Here is a 14,966-nt window from a genome sequence, read left to right as displayed (position 1 = left end):
GGTGCGGCCGAGCCGGCCCTCGGGCATCGGCGGGGCGGCCACCGGGCCCAGCCGGGCGTCGGTGGCACCCAGTTCACGGGCCCGGGCGACCAGGTCGGAGGAGGCGCCGAGGACCAGGTCGGCGGCGCGCGCCACCCGGCGCTCCATCAGCCGCTGCAGCCGGCGCTCCATGCCGGTGGCGAGCAGCGCGTGGTGCGAGGTGACCACCAGCGGGGTCTCCGGACGCAGTCCCGGGAACCGGCCCGCGGTGCGCAGCGCCAGGTCGGACAGCAGCCCGGCGCGCAGACCGTGGGCGTGCACCACGTCGGCGCCGGTGAAGGCCCGGCGCAGTTCGCCGATCGCGGTGGCGTCGCTGCGGGCGCCCGCGGTGGGCGTGATGTCGACGGTGTGGAACCTGGCGCCCGTACGGGAGAAGCCGAAGAGCGCGTCCGCGCCGGCCGGCGCGCAGACCGTGACGTTCACCCCGTGCGCGACCAGGCCCTGGGCCAGGGAGCGCACGTGCGCACCGATGCCGCCGGTGCTGGCGGCCAGGACGAGTACCACGTGCAGCTGCCCCGGTTCGGGGACGGCCGCGGTGGCCCGGGCGGCGGAATGGTCCACGTCGTCTCGCATCCGACTCGATCAGGTTCGCGCGCCGCTTCGCGAGGATTGCCCGCCGGGCGGCGCTCGGGGCTGGAAAGCCAGTGTCCAGCCGCCACCATGCCAGGTCGGCGGCCCTCTTGGACAGTCGGCGCCACCGGGGCGCGTCGCCGACGTCCGAGGGGCCGCCGGCGCCGGCTACCGGTGGCGCGGGGCCCGGGCGGCGGCCAACAGTTCCTCGGCGTGGGCGCGGCCCAGCTCCGAGTCCTCCAGGCCGGCCAGCATCCGGGAGAGTTCGCGCACCCGCTCCTCGTCGTTCAGCACCTTGACACCACTGCGGGTCACGGTGCCGTCGTTGGTCTTCTCCACCACCAGGTGGCGGTCGGCGAACGCGGCGACCTGTGGGAGGTGGGTGACCACCACGACCTGGGCGGACTCGGCCAACTTGGCCAGCCGGCGGCCGATCTCGACCGCGGCCTTGCCGCCGACGCCCGCGTCCACCTCGTCGAACAGGTAGGTGGGGACGGGGTCGGCCCCCGCGAAGACCACCTCGACGGCGAGCATCACGCGCGACAGCTCACCGCCGGAGGCGCCCTTGGCGATCGGGCGCGGCTGGGCTCCCGGGTGCGGGGCGAGCAGCACCTCGACCTCGTCCACGCCGTGCGGACCGTACGCGACGGTGCGCCCGCCGACCTCGATCCCGGCCAGGTCGTCCACCTGGCTGATCGAGAAGGTCACCCGGGCGTGCGGCATGGCCAGTTCGGCGAGTTCGGAGGAGACCGCCTCGGCGAACCGCCCGGCCGCGGCGTGCCGGGCCTGCGACACCTCGGAGGCCAGCTCGGCCAGCTCGGCCCGCAGCTCGGTCTCCCGGGCGCCGAGCTCGTCGATCCGGTCGTCGTCGCCGTCGAGCTCGGCGAGCCGCACCGCCCCGGCCTCGGCCCAGGCGATCACCTCGGCGAGCGAGTTCTCCTCGCCGCCGTACTTGCGCAGCAGCTGGGCCAGCACAGCCCGGCGGTCCTCGACGGCGGACAGCCGCACCGGGTCGGCGTCCAGGTCGTCCGCGTAGCCGGCCAGGTCGCCGGCCACGTCGGCGAGCAGGTAGCCGACCTCGTTGAGGCGGTCGGCCAGGGCGGCCAGCCGCTCGTCGTGGTGGCGCACCGCGTCCAGGGCCCGGCGGGACTGCGCGAGCAGGGTGCCCGCGTCCAGCGCCTCCGGGTCGACCGGGTCGCCGGCCAGGGCGGCGTGGGCGAGGGTCGCGGCGGAGGACAGCGCATCGGCATGGCCGAGCCGCTCGGCCTCGGCGGCCAGCTCCACGTCCTCGCCGGCCACCGGCTCGGCGGCGGCGATCTCGTCCAGGCCGAAGCGCAGCAGGTCGGCCTCCTGGGCGCGCTCGCGGGCCCGGGTGGTCAGCTCCTCCAGGCTCGCCGAGACCTCGCGCAGGGCGCGGTAGGTCTCCCGGTAGCGGGCCAGCGGCTCGGCCACCGAGGCGCCCGCGTACCGGTCCAGCGCGCCGCGCTGGCGGGCCGGGCGCAGCAGGCGCTGCTGGTCGGTCTGGCCGTGCACGGCGATCAGGTCCTCGCCGAGTTCGGCCAGCAGCCCGACCGGGACGGACCGGCCGCCGACGTGCGCCCGGGAGCGGCCCTCCGCGGAGACCGTCCGGCTGAGCAGCAGCGCGCCGTCGTCGTCCAGTTCGGCCCCGGCCTCGACCGCGCGGGCCGCCACCGGGGAGTCGGCAGGCAGTTCCAGCCGGCCCTCCACGACGGCGCGTCCGGTGCCGTTGCGCACCAGGCCCGGGTCGGCGCGTCCGCCGAGCAGCAGGCCGAGGCTGGTCACGACCATGGTCTTGCCTGCGCCGGTCTCACCGGTCACGGCGGTGAAGCCGGGGGCGAGTTCGACCACCGCGTCGTCGATGACCCCAAGATCCCGTATCCGCATCTCGTCCAACACGGAGACGACCTTACGAGGTTCCGCCCCCGGCGCGCGACGAGCGGCAACGGCGCGCGGCAACTCCGTACCCGGAAGTTCATCCCTTCCGGGAGTCCTCCGCGGGCGCCGGCACGGTGCACCAGGGCAGGAGGAACTGCACCAGCGGGCCGATGGCGAGCGCGTACGCGACGGTGCCGACCCCGGCGGTACCGCCGAGCAGCAGGCCGGCGGTGAGCACCGTCACCTCGATGCCGGTGCGGATCAGCCGCAGCGATCGGCCGGTGCGCCGGTGCAGGCCGGTCATCAGGCCGTCGCGCGGGCCGGGGCCGAGCCGGGCACCGATGTAGAGGCCACTGGCCAGACCGTTGAGGGCGATCGCCGCGGCCGTCAGCGCGATCCGGGCGGGCAGGGCGCCGGGGCCGTCGAGGACCCGCAGGGTGAGGTCCATGGACGCGCCGATCACCAGCACGTTGGCGACGGTGCCCAGGCCAGGGTGCTGGCGCATCGGGATCCACAGCAGCAGGACGAGCGCGCCGCAGATGGTCACCCAGGCGCCGACCGAGAGGCCGACGGTGCGTTGGAGGCCCTGGTGCAGGACGTCCCAGGGGTCGAGGCCGAGGCCGGAGCGGAGCATCAGCGCCATGCTCGCCCCGTAGAGGGCGAGGCCGACGAACAGCTGCGGGATCCGACGGCCCAGGGCGCGGGTGTCACCGAACACCCGGACGGCGAGGCCGGTTCCCCGGGCGGCGGGAACGGAGGTCCGGGTCGGGGTGCCGGTGGGCGTGGACGTGGACGCCGGGGTGGCGGTGGTCGGGGTGACGGACGGGACGGCCGGCGCCGGCGTGGTCGTGGTGGCCAATGCTGCTCCTGCGGTGGTGCTGCACCACCGGAATCGGCCCGGCGGTGGCGGACGGTGTGGCCGCCCTGTCATGATGACCAGGCCAAAACGGCCCACTCCAGGGCCAATACCGATCAAGTGGACTGATTGCCATGGCCGACTGGCACACCACCGTCACCCCGCCCGCCCTGGCCCGGCTGCTCGCCACCGCCCGGCTCCCCGAGCCGGCCACCGCGCGCCGCCCCGCCTACCGCACCCTGGCCGGGCAGATCCGGCTACTGGTCACCGAGGGCCGGCTGCCGGTCGGCGCCCGGCTGCCCGCCGAACGCGAGCTGGCCACCGCCCTGTCGATGAGCCGCACCACCGTCGCCACCGCGTACGAGACCCTGCGCGGCGACGGCTACCTGCACAGCCGGCGCGGCGCGGGCAGCTGGACCGCCCTGCCCGAGGGCGCCCCGCCACCCGGCGAGGCCCTGCACCCCGTCCCGCCGGACGAGCAGGGCCGCATCCTGGACCTCGGCGTCGCCGCCCCGCCCGCCCCGCAGCCCTGGGTCGGCCGGGCCGCCGCCCGGGCCGTCGAACAGCTGCCGTACTACGCCGCCGGGCACGGCCACTACCCCACCGGCGTCCCGGTGCTGCGCGAGGCCGTCGCCCGCCGCTTCACCGAGCGCGGGCTGCCCACCACCCCCGACCAGATCCTGATCACCACCGGCGCGATGGGCGGCCTGCACCTGGTCCAGCGGGCGTTGATCGGCCGCGGCGACCGGGTCGCCGTCGAGGCGCCCAGCTACGCGCACACCCTGCAGGCACTGCGGCTGACCGGCGCGCGCCTGGTGCCGGTGCCGTACGCCTGGACGCCGCAACCCGCCTGGGACCTCGACGAGTGGCGGCGGGTGCTGCGCGGCGCCGGCCCCAGGGTCGCCTACGTGATCCCGGACTTCCACAACCCGACCGGCGCGCTGATCGGCGAGGAGCAGCGCCGCGAACTGCTCGCCGCCGCCCGGGCCGCCGGGAGCATCGTGCTGGCCGACGAGACCACCGCCGAGCTCGGCTGGGGCGTCCCGCCGTCCACACCGCTGCCGCGCCCGACGGCGGCGCTGGACCGCTCCGCCCAGGTGGTCACCGTCGGCTCGGCGGGCAAACTGTTCTGGGGCGGCCTGCGGATCGGCTGGGTCCGGGCCGCGCCCGCGCTGGTGCGCCGACTGGCCACCGAGCGGGTCTACAGCGACGTCGGCACCCCGGTGCTGGACCAGCTGATCGCCGCCGAGCTGCTGGGCGAACCGCTGCCCGAGGTCCGGGAGCACCAGCTGACCCGGCTGCGGGCCACCGCGCGGGCCTTCGCCGCCGCCCTGCCCGAACGGCTGCCCGGATGGAGCTTCACCATGCCGCCCGGCGGGCTCTCGCTGTGGGTCTCCACCGACGGCCTGTCCGGCGCGGCACTGGCCCGGGCCGGGGAGCTCGGCGGGGTCCGGATCGCCTCGGGCAACCGCTTCGGTTCGGACGGCGCCTTCGAGCACCACATCCGCCTCCCGGTCACCGTGCCCGCCGCGAGCGTCCCCGCCGCCGTCGAACGCCTCGTCTCCCTGGCCGCCCACGCGGCGGCCGGCGGCCGGCTCGAACCTGCCGACGAGGCCCAGCCGCTGGCGGTGTGACGGACCGCCGGCGGCCGGTCAACGGCCTCGTGGCAGACGAAATCCACCGGCCCGCACGGACGTTGGTGCGTGTGGACGCGCAGCGGCCGGCCGCCCCGGTACCGGCCGGCGTCAGGGGCGCCCTAGTGGTGGTCGGCCCGGCCGCGCCAACCCGTCACCGGCAGCGCGAACTTGGCCACCAGCCGGTCGGTGAACGGCGCCCGGTGCAGTCTGGCCAGCCGCACCGGGGTCCGGCCCCGGCGGACCTCCACCCGCGCCCCGGCGGGCAGTTCGACCGAACGCCGCCCGTCGCACCAGAGCACGCCGTGCGGGGTCTTGGGCTGCACCTCGACCGCCAGCACCGACTTCGGCGAGGTCACCAGCGGACGGGCGAACAGCGCGTGCGCGGAGATCGGCACCATCAGCAGCGCCTCCACCTCCGGCCACACCACCGGCCCGCCGCCGGAGAACGCGTACGCGGTGGAACCGGTCGGCGTCGCGCACACCACGCCGTCACAGCCGAAGTTGGAGACCGGGCGGCCGTCCACCTCGGTCACCACCTCCAGCATCCGCTCCCGCGACGCCTTCTCGATCGAGGCCTCGTTCAGCGCCCAGTCCTCGTGCACCACATCGCCGTTGGTGCGGACGATGACATCGATCGTCATCCGCTCCTCGACCTCGTAGTCGGCGTCCACCACCCGCTCGACCACCACCGCCAGGTCGTCCCGCTCGGCCTCGGCGAGGAAGCCCACCCGGCCCAGGTTGATCCCGAGCATCGGCAGCCCGTGCGAGCGCGCCAGCTCCGCCCCGCGCAGCAGCGTCCCGTCCCCGCCGGCCACCAGGATCAGCTCGCAGCCGTCCGCCGCCCCGGGGCCCTCGGCCACCTTCTCGACGCCTTCCGGCAGATCCAGGTCCACCGCCTCGGCCTCCAGCAGTCTGATCCGGAGCCCCGCCTTCAGCAGCCCGTGCACCAGAGCCTCGACGCTGCGCAGCGCCGCCTCCCGGCCGGTGTGCGCGATCAGGAAGACCGTACGTTCTTCATCGCTCATGCCGCTGCCCTCTCCCTAACGCCTGCCGGGTCGCCCTTGGCCCCGGTGCGGCCGCGCCATACAACATGACGGGCCGGACGCTCGCAAGGCACCCTACCGGGGCCCCTCCGCCACGGCCCGGTCCGCAGCCTCGGGGTCCAGCTGCGGAGCGTCCCGGCGCAGCCAGAGGAAGTACTCGACGTTTCCGGACGGCCCCGGCAGGGGGCTCGCGGTGACCGCGCGCACGCCCAGCCCGAGCTCCCACGCCTGCCCGGCGACCTGGCGCACCATCTCGGCGCGCAGCTGCGGGCTGCGCACCACCCCGCCGCTGCCCAGGCGCTCCTTGCCGATCTCGAACTGCGGCTTGACCATCAGGACCAGGTCCGCGTCCTCGGCCGCGCAGGAGGCGAGCGCCGGGAGCACCAGGCCCAGCGAGATGAACGACAGGTCGCCCACCACCAGGTCCACCGGGGTGCCGCCGATCAGGTCCAGGGTCAGCTCGCGCACATTGGTGCGGTCCATCACGGTGACCCGATCGTCGCTCTGCAGCGACCAGGCGAGCTGCCCGTAGCCGACGTCCACCGCCAGCACGTGCGCGGCCCCGGCGCGCAGCAGCACATCGGTGAACCCGCCGGTGGAGGCGCCCGCGTCCAACGCCCGACGGCCCTCGACCACCAGGCCCTGCGGCACGAAGGCCGCGAACGCGCCGGCGAGCTTGTGGCCGCCGCGCGAGACGTAGTCGGGGTCGTTCTCGTCCTTGGCCACCACGACCGCCGCCGAGGTCTCCACCTGGGTGGCCGGCTTGGTCGCGGTGGTGCCGCCGACGGTCACCCGTCCGGCAGCGATCAGTTCGGACGCGTGTTCACGCGATCGGGCCAGCTTGCGGCGGACCAGTTCCGCGTCGAGTCGGCGTCGTGCCACTGCCACTGGTGCTTCAGCTCCTACGGATCCTGCGGGTCATTCCTGGTCGAGCGCGGCCAGTGTGTCGACGAGCCGCTGGTGAACATCTTCGTACACCGCGACGTGTGCCTCGGCCGGGACCCCGTCCAGGGCCTCCAGCAGGGCCAGCCCGGCGTCGATCCCGGGGTGGCCGGTGGGAGCCGGTTCGACGCCGAGCGGCTCGGCAGGGACGACCGCGTCGAGCGCTGCCGGCGGCACGGCGTGCCGGGCGGACCCGGGCGGGCGGGCGGACTCGGGCGGGCGGGCGGACTCGGGCGGTTCACTCGTCTCGGGCATCGGGCTTCTTCGTGCTGGTGGCCTTGCGAACGGTGGTCTTCCTGGTCGCCGCGCGCTTGGCGGGAGTCCCGGGCCGCGCCGCGGCCTCGGACTGCGCTTCGGTCTGCTTGGCGGTGGCGGTCTTCTTGACGGTCGTCGTCTTCTTCGCGGCGGCCTTCTTGCCCGCCGTCTTCTTCGGCGTGGCCCTGTCGACCGCGGTCTTCTTCGCCGTGCTCTTCTTGGCGGCGCCCCTGCTCGCGGGGCTCGTGCTCGCGGGGCTCGTGCCCGCACCACCCTCGCCTGCGGCGCTCTTCTTCACCGTGGACTCCCCAGCCGGTCCCGCCTTGCCGCCGACGGCGGGCTCCTCCTGCGGGGTCGGGGAGACCACGGGCACCGGCTCGGGCGCAATCGGCGGATCGACCTCGACCGGCTCGTCCACCTCCACCCGCTCGGCGACTATCGGCTCATCCGCCGTCCGGGCGGCCGACCGCTCCTCCTCGAACTCCCAGCCGCGTCCGAACAGGTCGCCCGCCCGCGGCGCCGGCACCGGCTGATCGGCCTCGTACGACCGCGGCCCGGACTCGGCCACCGGGGCCTCCTCCTCGACCTCGCGCAGCTTGGTCTCCAGGTACGCCAGCACCACGCCGACCTTGGTCACCTGGTCGCCGACCTTCTCGAAGACCTTCTCCGCCTCGTTGCGCGCCACGCCCACGGCCAGGTCCACCCCGGCGCGCCCGGCGGTGAGCGCTTCCCCGGCCAGGGTCTGCAAGGTCTCCACCGACGGCGGGAACTGGCCACCCATCCGACGCTCGACCTCGGCGACGTCGACCCCCGCCTTCTCCAGGATCGAGGTCGCCGTCCCGACGACCAGCCTGCCGACCTCCTCGACCACCCCGGCGGCGGTCTCCACCACTCCCCGAACCGTCCTCGGCAGCATCCGGGTGCCTCCCAATCGCCTACACGTGTCGCTCTGTCGCCCTCGGCACCCGGGCCGTTCCGGGCACCCCACTGACGACGCTACCGCCAAAACCCTCCTGAGGTACCGTGGCCCGCAGTCAGCACCGTAGCGACCGGGGGAGGGAGCCGCCCCGTGGCGAATTCCGAGGAGTGCCGGGAGGCACTGGAGCAGCTCAGCCGGAACATGACGCAGTCCACCGGCGACGTCCACAAGGCCGCGGCCCTCGACCGCTCGCTCAGCTGCCGGATCACCGACCTCGACCTGACCTTCACCGGGCAGCTGCGCGACGGCCGGATCCAGGACGTGGTGGCCGCCCCCGGCCCCCCAACCACGAAGGCGGAGATCCGGCTCACCATGAGCAGCGACGATCTGGTCGCACTGGTCGGCGGCCGGCTCAACTTCGCCTCCGCGTGGGCGGGCGGCCGGGTCAAGCTGGAGGCGGGCTTCCGCGACCTGCTGCGGCTGCGCACCCTGTTCTGAACCCGGCCGCCGAAGGCGGCGCCGGAGGCAGTCCCGCCCCCGGTACCGCCGACCGCCCTCAGAACCCCAGGTCGGCCAGTGCCTTCCGGCCGTCCACCGGCGCACCACCCGCGTCCAGCACCGTCCACGCCGCCGCGCACAGCGCCCGCAGGCCGTCCCAGCGGTCCCCTGCCCCGGACAGCCGCAGCACCCCGGCCTCGACCCCCGCGACCCAGCCGCCGCACGCGAAGCCGCCGTCCACGGCCGTCACCTCCGGGTGCGGGACGAGCAGTCCGCGCAGGTCGGCCGCCAGGTAGGTCGGCCGGTGCTCGACGGGGGCCGCCAGCAGCAGCTCCGGAGTGGTCACCCCGGTGAACACCAGCAGGCTGTCCACCCCGCCGTTGAACGCGCCCTCGATGTCGGTGTCCAGCCGGTCCCCGACCACCAGCGGCCGCTCCGCGCCGGTACGCAGCACGGTCTCGCGGTGCATCGGCGGCAGCGGCTTGCCCGCCACCTCCGGCTCCACCCCGGTCGCCGCCCGCACCGCCGCCACCAGGGTGCCGTTGCCGGGCGCGATGCCGCGGGCCCTCGGCACCGTCAGGTCCAGGTTGGACGCCACCCACGGCAGGCCGCTCTGCACCGCGTACGAGGCCTCCGCCAGGTCCGCCCACCCCACCGAGGGGTCGAAGCCCTGGACCACCGCGAGCGGTCCGTCGGCCAGCGAGCGGACCGCGACCAGCCCCAGCTCGGCCAGCGCCTCCTCCAGCCCGAGACCGCCCACGACCAGCACCTTCGACCCGGCCGGCACCTTCTCGGCGACCAGCCGGGCGGCGGCCTGGGCCGAGTTGATCACGTCGGTGGGCTCGGCCGGGACGCCCAGCTCGGTCAGGTGCTCGGCCACCACGCGCGGCGGGCGGGAGGCGTTGTTGGTCACGTACGCCAGCCGCATCCCGGCCGTCCGGGCGGCGTCCAGCGCGTCCACCGCGTGCTCGATCGCGTGTGCGCCCGCGTAGACCACACCGTCCAGGTCCAGCAGCGCGGTGTCGTACGCGTCGGTCAGCGGCCGCTCGCTGCCGCCGGGGGCGGTCCGTCGCACGGGGGTGGCCGTCTCGGTCATGGCTGCGCTACCTCATTCACTGCGTCGTTCACTGCATCGTCGATCACTGCGTCGTCGTTCACTGCGTCGTCCGTCGCCTCGCCCGTGCCGCACTTCCTCGTGCGTCACACCGTCCGTGCCGCACCGCGTCGTGCATCACGCCGACCGTCACGGCGTCCGGCCGGTCGTCGCGCCCACCGGTCAGGCGCCGCCGTCGTCGGCGCCCGCTCCGGTCCCGGCACCGGCGTCATCCGCCGCTCCTCCGGCCCCTTCGGCCGGGTCCTCGGCGACAGCCGGGGGCGCCAGGTACCCGGGTGCTCCCGGCAGCAACGGTCCGTACGCCCCGGCACGGGCCGCCAGGGTCGCCCGGGTCTGCCGCAGCGCCTGCCGGTAGTGGTCGGCCTCCGGCCGCATCGCCACGGCCAGCGCCAAGTGCTCGGCGGAGGTCTCGAAGTCGCCCAGCCGGGCCGCCGCGACGCCCCACCCGAACTGAGCGTAGTCGTCCGCCGGGTCCGCGAGCGCCACGGCCCGGAAGTTGTCCAGCGCCGCCGCGTACGAGCCCGCGTCGAACTGGGCCCGTGCCAGCGCCTCCCGGATGCTGCGCGAGTGCGGCTCGGCCGCCGCCGCCCGGGCGAGCAACTGCTCGGCGGCCGCCGGATGTCCCTGCGCAAGCAACCGGGCGCCCCGGCGGAACCAGTCGTACACGTCCCCGGTGGGCTCCCCGGAACGGCTCTGCCGCGGCACTCCGCCGACCGGCACCTCGCCGACCGCCGTGCCGTCGGCCGGTGCACAGCCGGCCGCGCCGTCGGCCGGAGCGCCCCCATGGGTGGCACCGGTCGGCCCGCCCGACTCGGCCGGGCCGCCACCGTCCACCCGTTCCTGCCCGTCGTCCATGCCGTACCTCGCCCTCGGTCGCACACCCGCCCCACCAACTCGGCGCGGGCATTCCGATCTCTCAACAACGTGTACCCGGTTACGATGCCCAGAATGAGCACACCCAGTGCAGAAGACGGAGTCGAGACTCCCGAGGGCGGCCCCGGCGATCCCGGGCACGTTGCCACCGCCGGCCTGTCCCTGTCCCCCTTCCGCGGCCTGCGCTACGTCCCCGACCGGGTCGGCGCCCTGGCCGCGGTGATGTCCCCGCCGTACGACGTCGTCGACCCGGGCCGCCGGCTCGACCTGGAGACCGCCGACCCGCACAACGTGGTCCGGCTGATCCTGCCCAGGCCCGAACCCGAGGACGCCGGCGACCGCCCCGACCGCGACACCCGCTACCGGCACGCCGCCCGGCTGCTGACCGCCTGGCAGCGCGAGGGCGTCCTGGCCGCCGACCCCGAGCCCGCGATCTACGTCTACGAGCAGCGGGTGCCGGCCACCACCGACTCCCCCGAGCTGCTCCAGCGCGGCCTGATCGGCGCCCTCGCGGTGAGCGGCCGCGAGGGCGGTGTGGTGCTCCCGCACGAGGACGTGATGCCCCGGCCGGTCGCCGACCGGGTCGGCCTGATGCGCACCACCCGGGCCAACCTGGAACCGCTGCTGCTCACCTATCGGGGCAACGGCGGCGCCTCCGGCGTGATCGAGCGGACGGTCGAGGGCGAGCCGCTGCTCTCCACGGCCACCAGCGACGGCACCCACCACCGCCTGTGGGCGGTCACCGACCCGGCCGAGATCGCCGAGATCAGCCGCGACCTCGCCACCTGCCGGGCCCTGATCGCCGACGGCCACCATCGCTGGGAGATGTACCTGCGCCTCCAGCGCGAGCACCGCCACCTGCCGCGCAGCCCCTGGGACCGCGGCATGGTGCTCCTGGTGGACACCGCCCGCTACCCGCTGCGGGTCCGCGCCATCCACCGCGTGCTGTACCGGCTGCCGGTGGCCGAGGCACTGGAGCGGCTCGGCGACCAGTGGAAGGTCAAGGAGGTCCCCGGACCGCTGTCCGCCGCGCTCCAGGCCCTCGCCGAGCAGAAACGGCACGGCGGCAACGGCTTCGTCGTGACCGGCGGCGACGGCATCTACTGGCTTCTCGGCGAGCCCGAGGAATCCCTGCTCGACGCCACCGTGCCGCACGGCCGGCCCGAGGAGTGGCGCCACCTGGACGCCACCGTCCTGCACGCCACCCTGCTGGACCGCACCTGGCACGTCCCCGACGGTCCGGACGACATCGGCTACCTGCACACCGCCGTGGCCGCCGAACGGGAGGCCGCCCGCAGCGGCGGCACCGCCGTCCTGCTGCACCCGGTCCGGGAGTCCGTGGTGCGACGGCTGGCCGAGCAGGGCGTCACCATGCCGCGCAAGTCCACCTCCTTCGGGCCGAAGCCGGCCACCGGGCTGGTGTTGCGAAACCTCGCGCTGGGCTGACACCTCCGCCGGCCGGACACAGGCCCGGACGCCGTGAGGCCCTGCCGCTCCCGGAGTTCCCGGGGAACGGCAGGGCCTCACGGCGTTGCCTCAGGGTGCTGCTCAGCCCTTGTCTGCGTCGGCCTTGGTGGCCTCGGCCTCCTCGGCCTTGGACTCCTCGGCCTTGGTGTCCTCAGCCTTGGACTCCTCAGCCTTGGTGTCCTGGGCCTTGGTGTCCTGGGCGCGCCCGGGGACGACGCCGTCGAAGTCCTCGTCGATCTCGAGGTCGTCCTCGTCGTAGTACTCCTCGACGTCCTCCTCGTCCTCGAAGATCACGCGGTCGTCGGCGTTGTCGCCGCCACTGCGCTTCTTCGCCGGGGCGTCGGTCGACTCGGTCTCGTCCTCGGCCAGCTCCGGGTCGAGCGCGTCGGTGAACTCGACGCCGTCGATCTCGGCCAGCCGCTCCGAGGCGTTGGTGCTGCCGTCGGTGTCGGCCTCGGCCGCCTTGGCGAACCAGTCACGGGCCTCGTCGGCCCGGCCGGCCGCGATCAGGGCCTCGGCGTAGGCGTAGCGCAGACGCGCGGTCCAGGGGTGCACGGCGCTGGAGGCCAGCTCCGGGCTCTGCAGCGTCACCACGGCGGCGTCGAACTGCTCCATGTCGCTGCGGGCACCGGCCGCGACCAGGCGCATCTCGACCTGGCCGGCCTTGTCCAGCTGCTTCACCTCGGGCTCACCGGCCATCGCCAGCGCCCGCTCCGGACGGCCCAGACCGCGCTCGCAGTCGGCCATGACCGGCCACAGGTCCGCCCGGCCGGTCATCCGACGGGCGGCGCGGAACTCGGTCAGCGCCTCGGAGTAACGCTGCGTCATGTACGAAGCGAAACCGGCCGCCTCACGGACGGCCGCCACACGGGAAGCCAGTCGGAGCGCGACGCGCGAGAACTGGTACGCCTCCTCCGGCTCGCTGTCGAGCAGGCGGGCCACCATCACCAGGTTGCGGGCGACATCGTCCGCGAGGGTCTTGGGCAGGCTCTTGAGCTCCTGGCGCACATCCGCGTCCAGCTCGAAGCCGGTGACGTCCTCCGGGATCGGCAGACGCTTGACGGGCTCATAGTTGCCACGGCGGTCGTCGTAGTCCCGACGGTCACCGCCGCGCTCGTCACGGTCACGGCGGTAGCCGCCGCCCTGGCGGTCGTCGCGGCGGAAGCCACCGCGGTCGCCGCCACGGTCGTCACGGCGGAAGCCGCCACGGTCGCCGCCACGGTCGCGGTTGAAGCCGCCGGAGGGGCGGTCGTCGCGACGGAAGCCGCCACGGTCGCCGCCGCGGTCGTCGCGGTCGCGGCCGTACCCACCCGACGGGCGGTCGTCACGACGCGGACGGTCATCACGGTCGTCACGACGGAAGCCACCCGGGCGGTCGTCACGACGGAAACCGCCGCTGGAGGGGCGGTCGTCGCGACGGAAGCCGCCGCGGTCGCCACCGCGGTCGTCGCGGTCGCGGCCGTACCCACCCGACGGGCGGTCGTCACGACGGAAACCACCACCGGCCGGGCGGTCGTCACGACGGAAACCGCCGGAGGGGCGGTCGTCGCGACGGAAGCCGCCACGGTCGCCGCCGCGGTCGTCGCGGTCACGGCCGTACCCACCCGACGGGCGGTCGTCACGACGCGGACGGTCATCACGGTCGTCACGACGGAAACCGCCGCTGGAGGGGCGGTCGTCACGACGGAAACCGCCGCTGGAGGGGCGGTCGTCACGACGGAAACCGCCGCTGGAGGGGCGGTCGTCACGACGGAAACCGCCGCTGGAGGGGCGGTCGTCACGACGGAAACCGCCACGGTCACCGCCGCGCTCGTCACGGTCGCGGTTGAAGCCGCCGGAGGGGCGGTCGTCGCGACGGAAGCCGCCACGGTCGCCACCGCGGTCGTCGCGGTCGCGGCCGTACCCACCCGACGGGCGGTCGTCACGACGCGGACGGTCATCACGGTCGTCACGACGGAAACCACCCGGGCGGTCATCACGACGGAAACCGCCGGAGGGGCGGTCGTCACGACGGAAGCCGCCGGAGGGGCGGTCGTCACGACGGAAGCCGCCGCGGTCGCCACCGCGGTCGTCGCGGTCGCGGCCGTACCCACCCGACGGGCGGTCGTCACGACGCGGACGGTCATCACGGTCATCACGACGGAAACCGCCGGAGGGGCGGTCGTCACGACGGTAGGCGCCACGGTCGCTTGACCCGCCCCCACGGGACCGGGGCTCGTAGCCTCGGCCGTCGTCCGATCGGCGCTCGGGACGGTCCTGGGGCTGGTTCGACATCGTGGTGACTCCTTCTGCTGCTTCAGCTCCACCGCGGGCCGAGCGTGCAACTCAGCTGCCGCCACGCGGTTTCGACGCCGGCCTGCTGGCCTGCGTACCTTCTCCATTGTCCGGCATGCCGGGACCCTCCGCGTCTGGGCGGAAGTCCCGTTTCTGCCGGCCTTCTTCACGTTCGCAAAACACAAAAAGGCCGCGGCCCCAGCGAGTCGCTGGGGCCGCGGCCTTGAATAATTGTTCGGCGGCGTCCTACTCTCCCACAGGGTCCCCCCTGCAGTACCATCGGCGCTGTAAGGCTTAGCTTCCGGGTTCGGAATGTAACCGGGCGTTTCCCTCACGCTATGACCACCGAAACCCTATCGGGTATTCAGCGAAACACACTTTTCAGTTGATAAGTGTTTCTTTGTTCGCCGGTGATAACTGTTCGTTACCCGGGAACCACACAGTGAACGCGAGCGTCTGAGGACAAGCCCTCGGCCTATTAGTACCGGTCAACTCCACCCCTCACAGGGCTTCCATATCCGGCCTATCAACCCAGTCGTCTACTGGGAGCCTTACCCTCTCAAGGAGGTGGGAGTGCTCATCT

13 protein-coding genes, 2 rRNA genes and 1 pseudogene are annotated in these 14,966 nt (G+C 74.4%); 3 read left to right on the top strand and 13 right to left on the bottom strand.

All coding sequences use genetic code 11. The features are described from left to right. The 3 genes from KS423_RS20095 to KS423_RS20085 form a co-directional block, all read right to left on the bottom strand. On the bottom strand, positions 1-600 hold a 600-nt coding region (locus KS423_RS20095; RefSeq protein ID WP_224280938.1), incomplete at its 3' end, for a glycosyltransferase. Between the two features lie 177 nt (positions 601-777). Further along, positions 778-2,514: a DNA repair protein RecN gene (recN, locus tag KS423_RS20090; protein ID WP_224280942.1), complete on the bottom strand. Its 1,737-nt coding sequence runs from the start codon at positions 2,512-2,514 to the stop codon at positions 778-780. An 88-nt stretch (positions 2,515-2,602) separates the two neighbouring features. Further along, a complete protein-coding gene (locus KS423_RS20085; RefSeq protein WP_224280941.1) occupies positions 2,603-3,148 on the bottom strand; it encodes a YitT family protein in 546 nt (181 codons plus the stop codon). A 347-nt stretch (positions 3,149-3,495) separates the two neighbouring features. On the opposite strand from KS423_RS20085, the gene KS423_RS20080 reads away from it, so the two are divergent. After that, the gene (locus tag KS423_RS20080; RefSeq protein ID WP_224280937.1) at positions 3,496-4,995 is read left to right on the top strand and encodes a PLP-dependent aminotransferase family protein; all 1,500 of its coding nucleotides are present in this window, start codon (positions 3,496-3,498) and stop codon (positions 4,993-4,995) included. A gap of 122 nt (positions 4,996-5,117) precedes the next feature. On the opposite strand, the gene KS423_RS20075 is transcribed toward KS423_RS20080, so the two are convergent. The 4 genes from KS423_RS20075 to KS423_RS20060 form a co-directional block, all read right to left on the bottom strand. Next, positions 5,118-6,023: an NAD kinase gene (locus KS423_RS20075; RefSeq protein ID WP_224280936.1), complete on the bottom strand. Its 906-nt coding sequence runs from the start codon at positions 6,021-6,023 to the stop codon at positions 5,118-5,120. 93 nt (positions 6,024-6,116) lie between these two features. After that, a complete protein-coding gene (locus tag KS423_RS20070) occupies positions 6,117-6,923 on the bottom strand; it encodes a TlyA family RNA methyltransferase (protein ID WP_224280940.1) in 807 nt (268 codons plus the stop codon). 36 nt (positions 6,924-6,959) lie between these two features. Continuing rightward, positions 6,960-7,238 (bottom strand): hypothetical protein, encoded by a 279-nt coding sequence (locus KS423_RS20065; protein ID WP_224280935.1) that lies wholly within the window; start codon positions 7,236-7,238, stop codon positions 6,960-6,962. After that, positions 7,222-8,130, bottom strand: coding sequence for a hypothetical protein (locus KS423_RS20060; RefSeq protein WP_224280934.1), 909 nt, complete (start codon positions 8,128-8,130; stop codon positions 7,222-7,224). Before KS423_RS20060 ends, KS423_RS20065 begins: the two co-directional genes overlap by 17 nt. A 177-nt stretch (positions 8,131-8,307) precedes the next feature. On the opposite strand from KS423_RS20060, the gene KS423_RS20055 reads away from it, so the two are divergent. Beyond that, entirely contained in the window at positions 8,308-8,655 is a 348-nt protein-coding gene (locus KS423_RS20055; protein ID WP_224280933.1) for an SCP2 sterol-binding domain-containing protein, read from the top strand. A gap of 58 nt (positions 8,656-8,713) precedes the next feature. Here the strand turns inward: KS423_RS20055 and KS423_RS20050 are convergent, their stop codons facing one another. Both KS423_RS20050 and KS423_RS20045 read right to left on the bottom strand, forming a co-directional pair. Further along, positions 8,714-9,751: an HAD-IIA family hydrolase gene (locus KS423_RS20050; RefSeq protein ID WP_224280932.1), complete on the bottom strand. Its 1,038-nt coding sequence runs from the start codon at positions 9,749-9,751 to the stop codon at positions 8,714-8,716. 180 nt (positions 9,752-9,931) lie between these two features. After that, positions 9,932-10,624, bottom strand: a complete 693-nt coding sequence (locus KS423_RS20045) for a M48 family metallopeptidase (RefSeq protein ID WP_224280931.1) — start codon at positions 10,622-10,624, stop codon at positions 9,932-9,934. A gap of 93 nt (positions 10,625-10,717) precedes the next feature. Between KS423_RS20045 and KS423_RS20040 the strand changes: the two genes are divergently transcribed. Beyond that, a complete protein-coding gene (locus tag KS423_RS20040) occupies positions 10,718-12,088 on the top strand; it encodes a DUF1015 family protein (RefSeq protein WP_224280930.1) in 1,371 nt (456 codons plus the stop codon). A 102-nt stretch (positions 12,089-12,190) separates the two neighbouring features. Here the strand turns inward: KS423_RS20040 and KS423_RS20035 are convergent, their stop codons facing one another. The 4 genes and pseudogenes from KS423_RS20035 to KS423_RS20020 form a co-directional block, all read right to left on the bottom strand. Further along, entirely contained in the window at positions 12,191-13,117 is a 927-nt protein-coding gene (locus tag KS423_RS20035) for a tetratricopeptide repeat protein (protein WP_224280939.1), read from the bottom strand. A 138-nt stretch (positions 13,118-13,255) separates the two neighbouring features. After that, positions 13,256-14,422, bottom strand: a pseudogene (locus KS423_RS48525) (hypothetical protein); the annotation flags it as partial. A gap of 194 nt (positions 14,423-14,616) precedes the next feature. Next, a 5S ribosomal RNA gene (rrf, locus tag KS423_RS20025) occupies positions 14,617-14,733 on the bottom strand. A 108-nt stretch (positions 14,734-14,841) separates the two neighbouring features. Continuing rightward, positions 14,842-14,966: ribosomal RNA gene (locus tag KS423_RS20020) — 23S ribosomal RNA — on the bottom strand; the annotation flags it as partial.

It is taken from the genome of Streptomyces sp. LS1784 (genome assembly GCF_020103755.1).
Classification (GTDB): Bacteria; Actinomycetota; Actinomycetes; order Streptomycetales; family Streptomycetaceae; genus Kitasatospora.
This window is presented reverse-complemented; position numbering and strand designations above follow the sequence as displayed.

Bases quoted from the DNA above. Each gene is read 5' to 3' on its own strand.
- recN (WP_224280942.1), bottom strand. From the start codon at position 2,514: ATGCGGATACGGGATCTTGGGGTCATCGACGACGCGGTGGTCGAACTC.
- KS423_RS20085 (WP_224280941.1), bottom strand. From the start codon at position 3,148: ATGGCGCTGATGCTCCGCTCCGGCCTCGGCCTCGACCCCTGGGACGTC.
- KS423_RS20080 (WP_224280937.1), top strand. From the start codon at position 3,496: ATGGCCGACTGGCACACCACCGTCACCCCGCCCGCCCTGGCCCGGCTG.
- KS423_RS20075 (WP_224280936.1), bottom strand. From the start codon at position 6,023: ATGAGCGATGAAGAACGTACGGTCTTCCTGATCGCGCACACCGGCCGG.
- KS423_RS20065 (WP_224280935.1), bottom strand. From the start codon at position 7,238: ATGCCCGAGACGAGTGAACCGCCCGAGTCCGCCCGCCCGCCCGAGTCC.
- KS423_RS20050 (WP_224280932.1), bottom strand. From the start codon at position 9,751: ATGACCGAGACGGCCACCCCCGTGCGACGGACCGCCCCCGGCGGCAGC.
- KS423_RS20045 (WP_224280931.1), bottom strand. From the start codon at position 10,624: ATGGACGACGGGCAGGAACGGGTGGACGGTGGCGGCCCGGCCGAGTCG.
- KS423_RS20040 (WP_224280930.1), top strand. From the start codon at position 10,718: ATGAGCACACCCAGTGCAGAAGACGGAGTCGAGACTCCCGAGGGCGGC.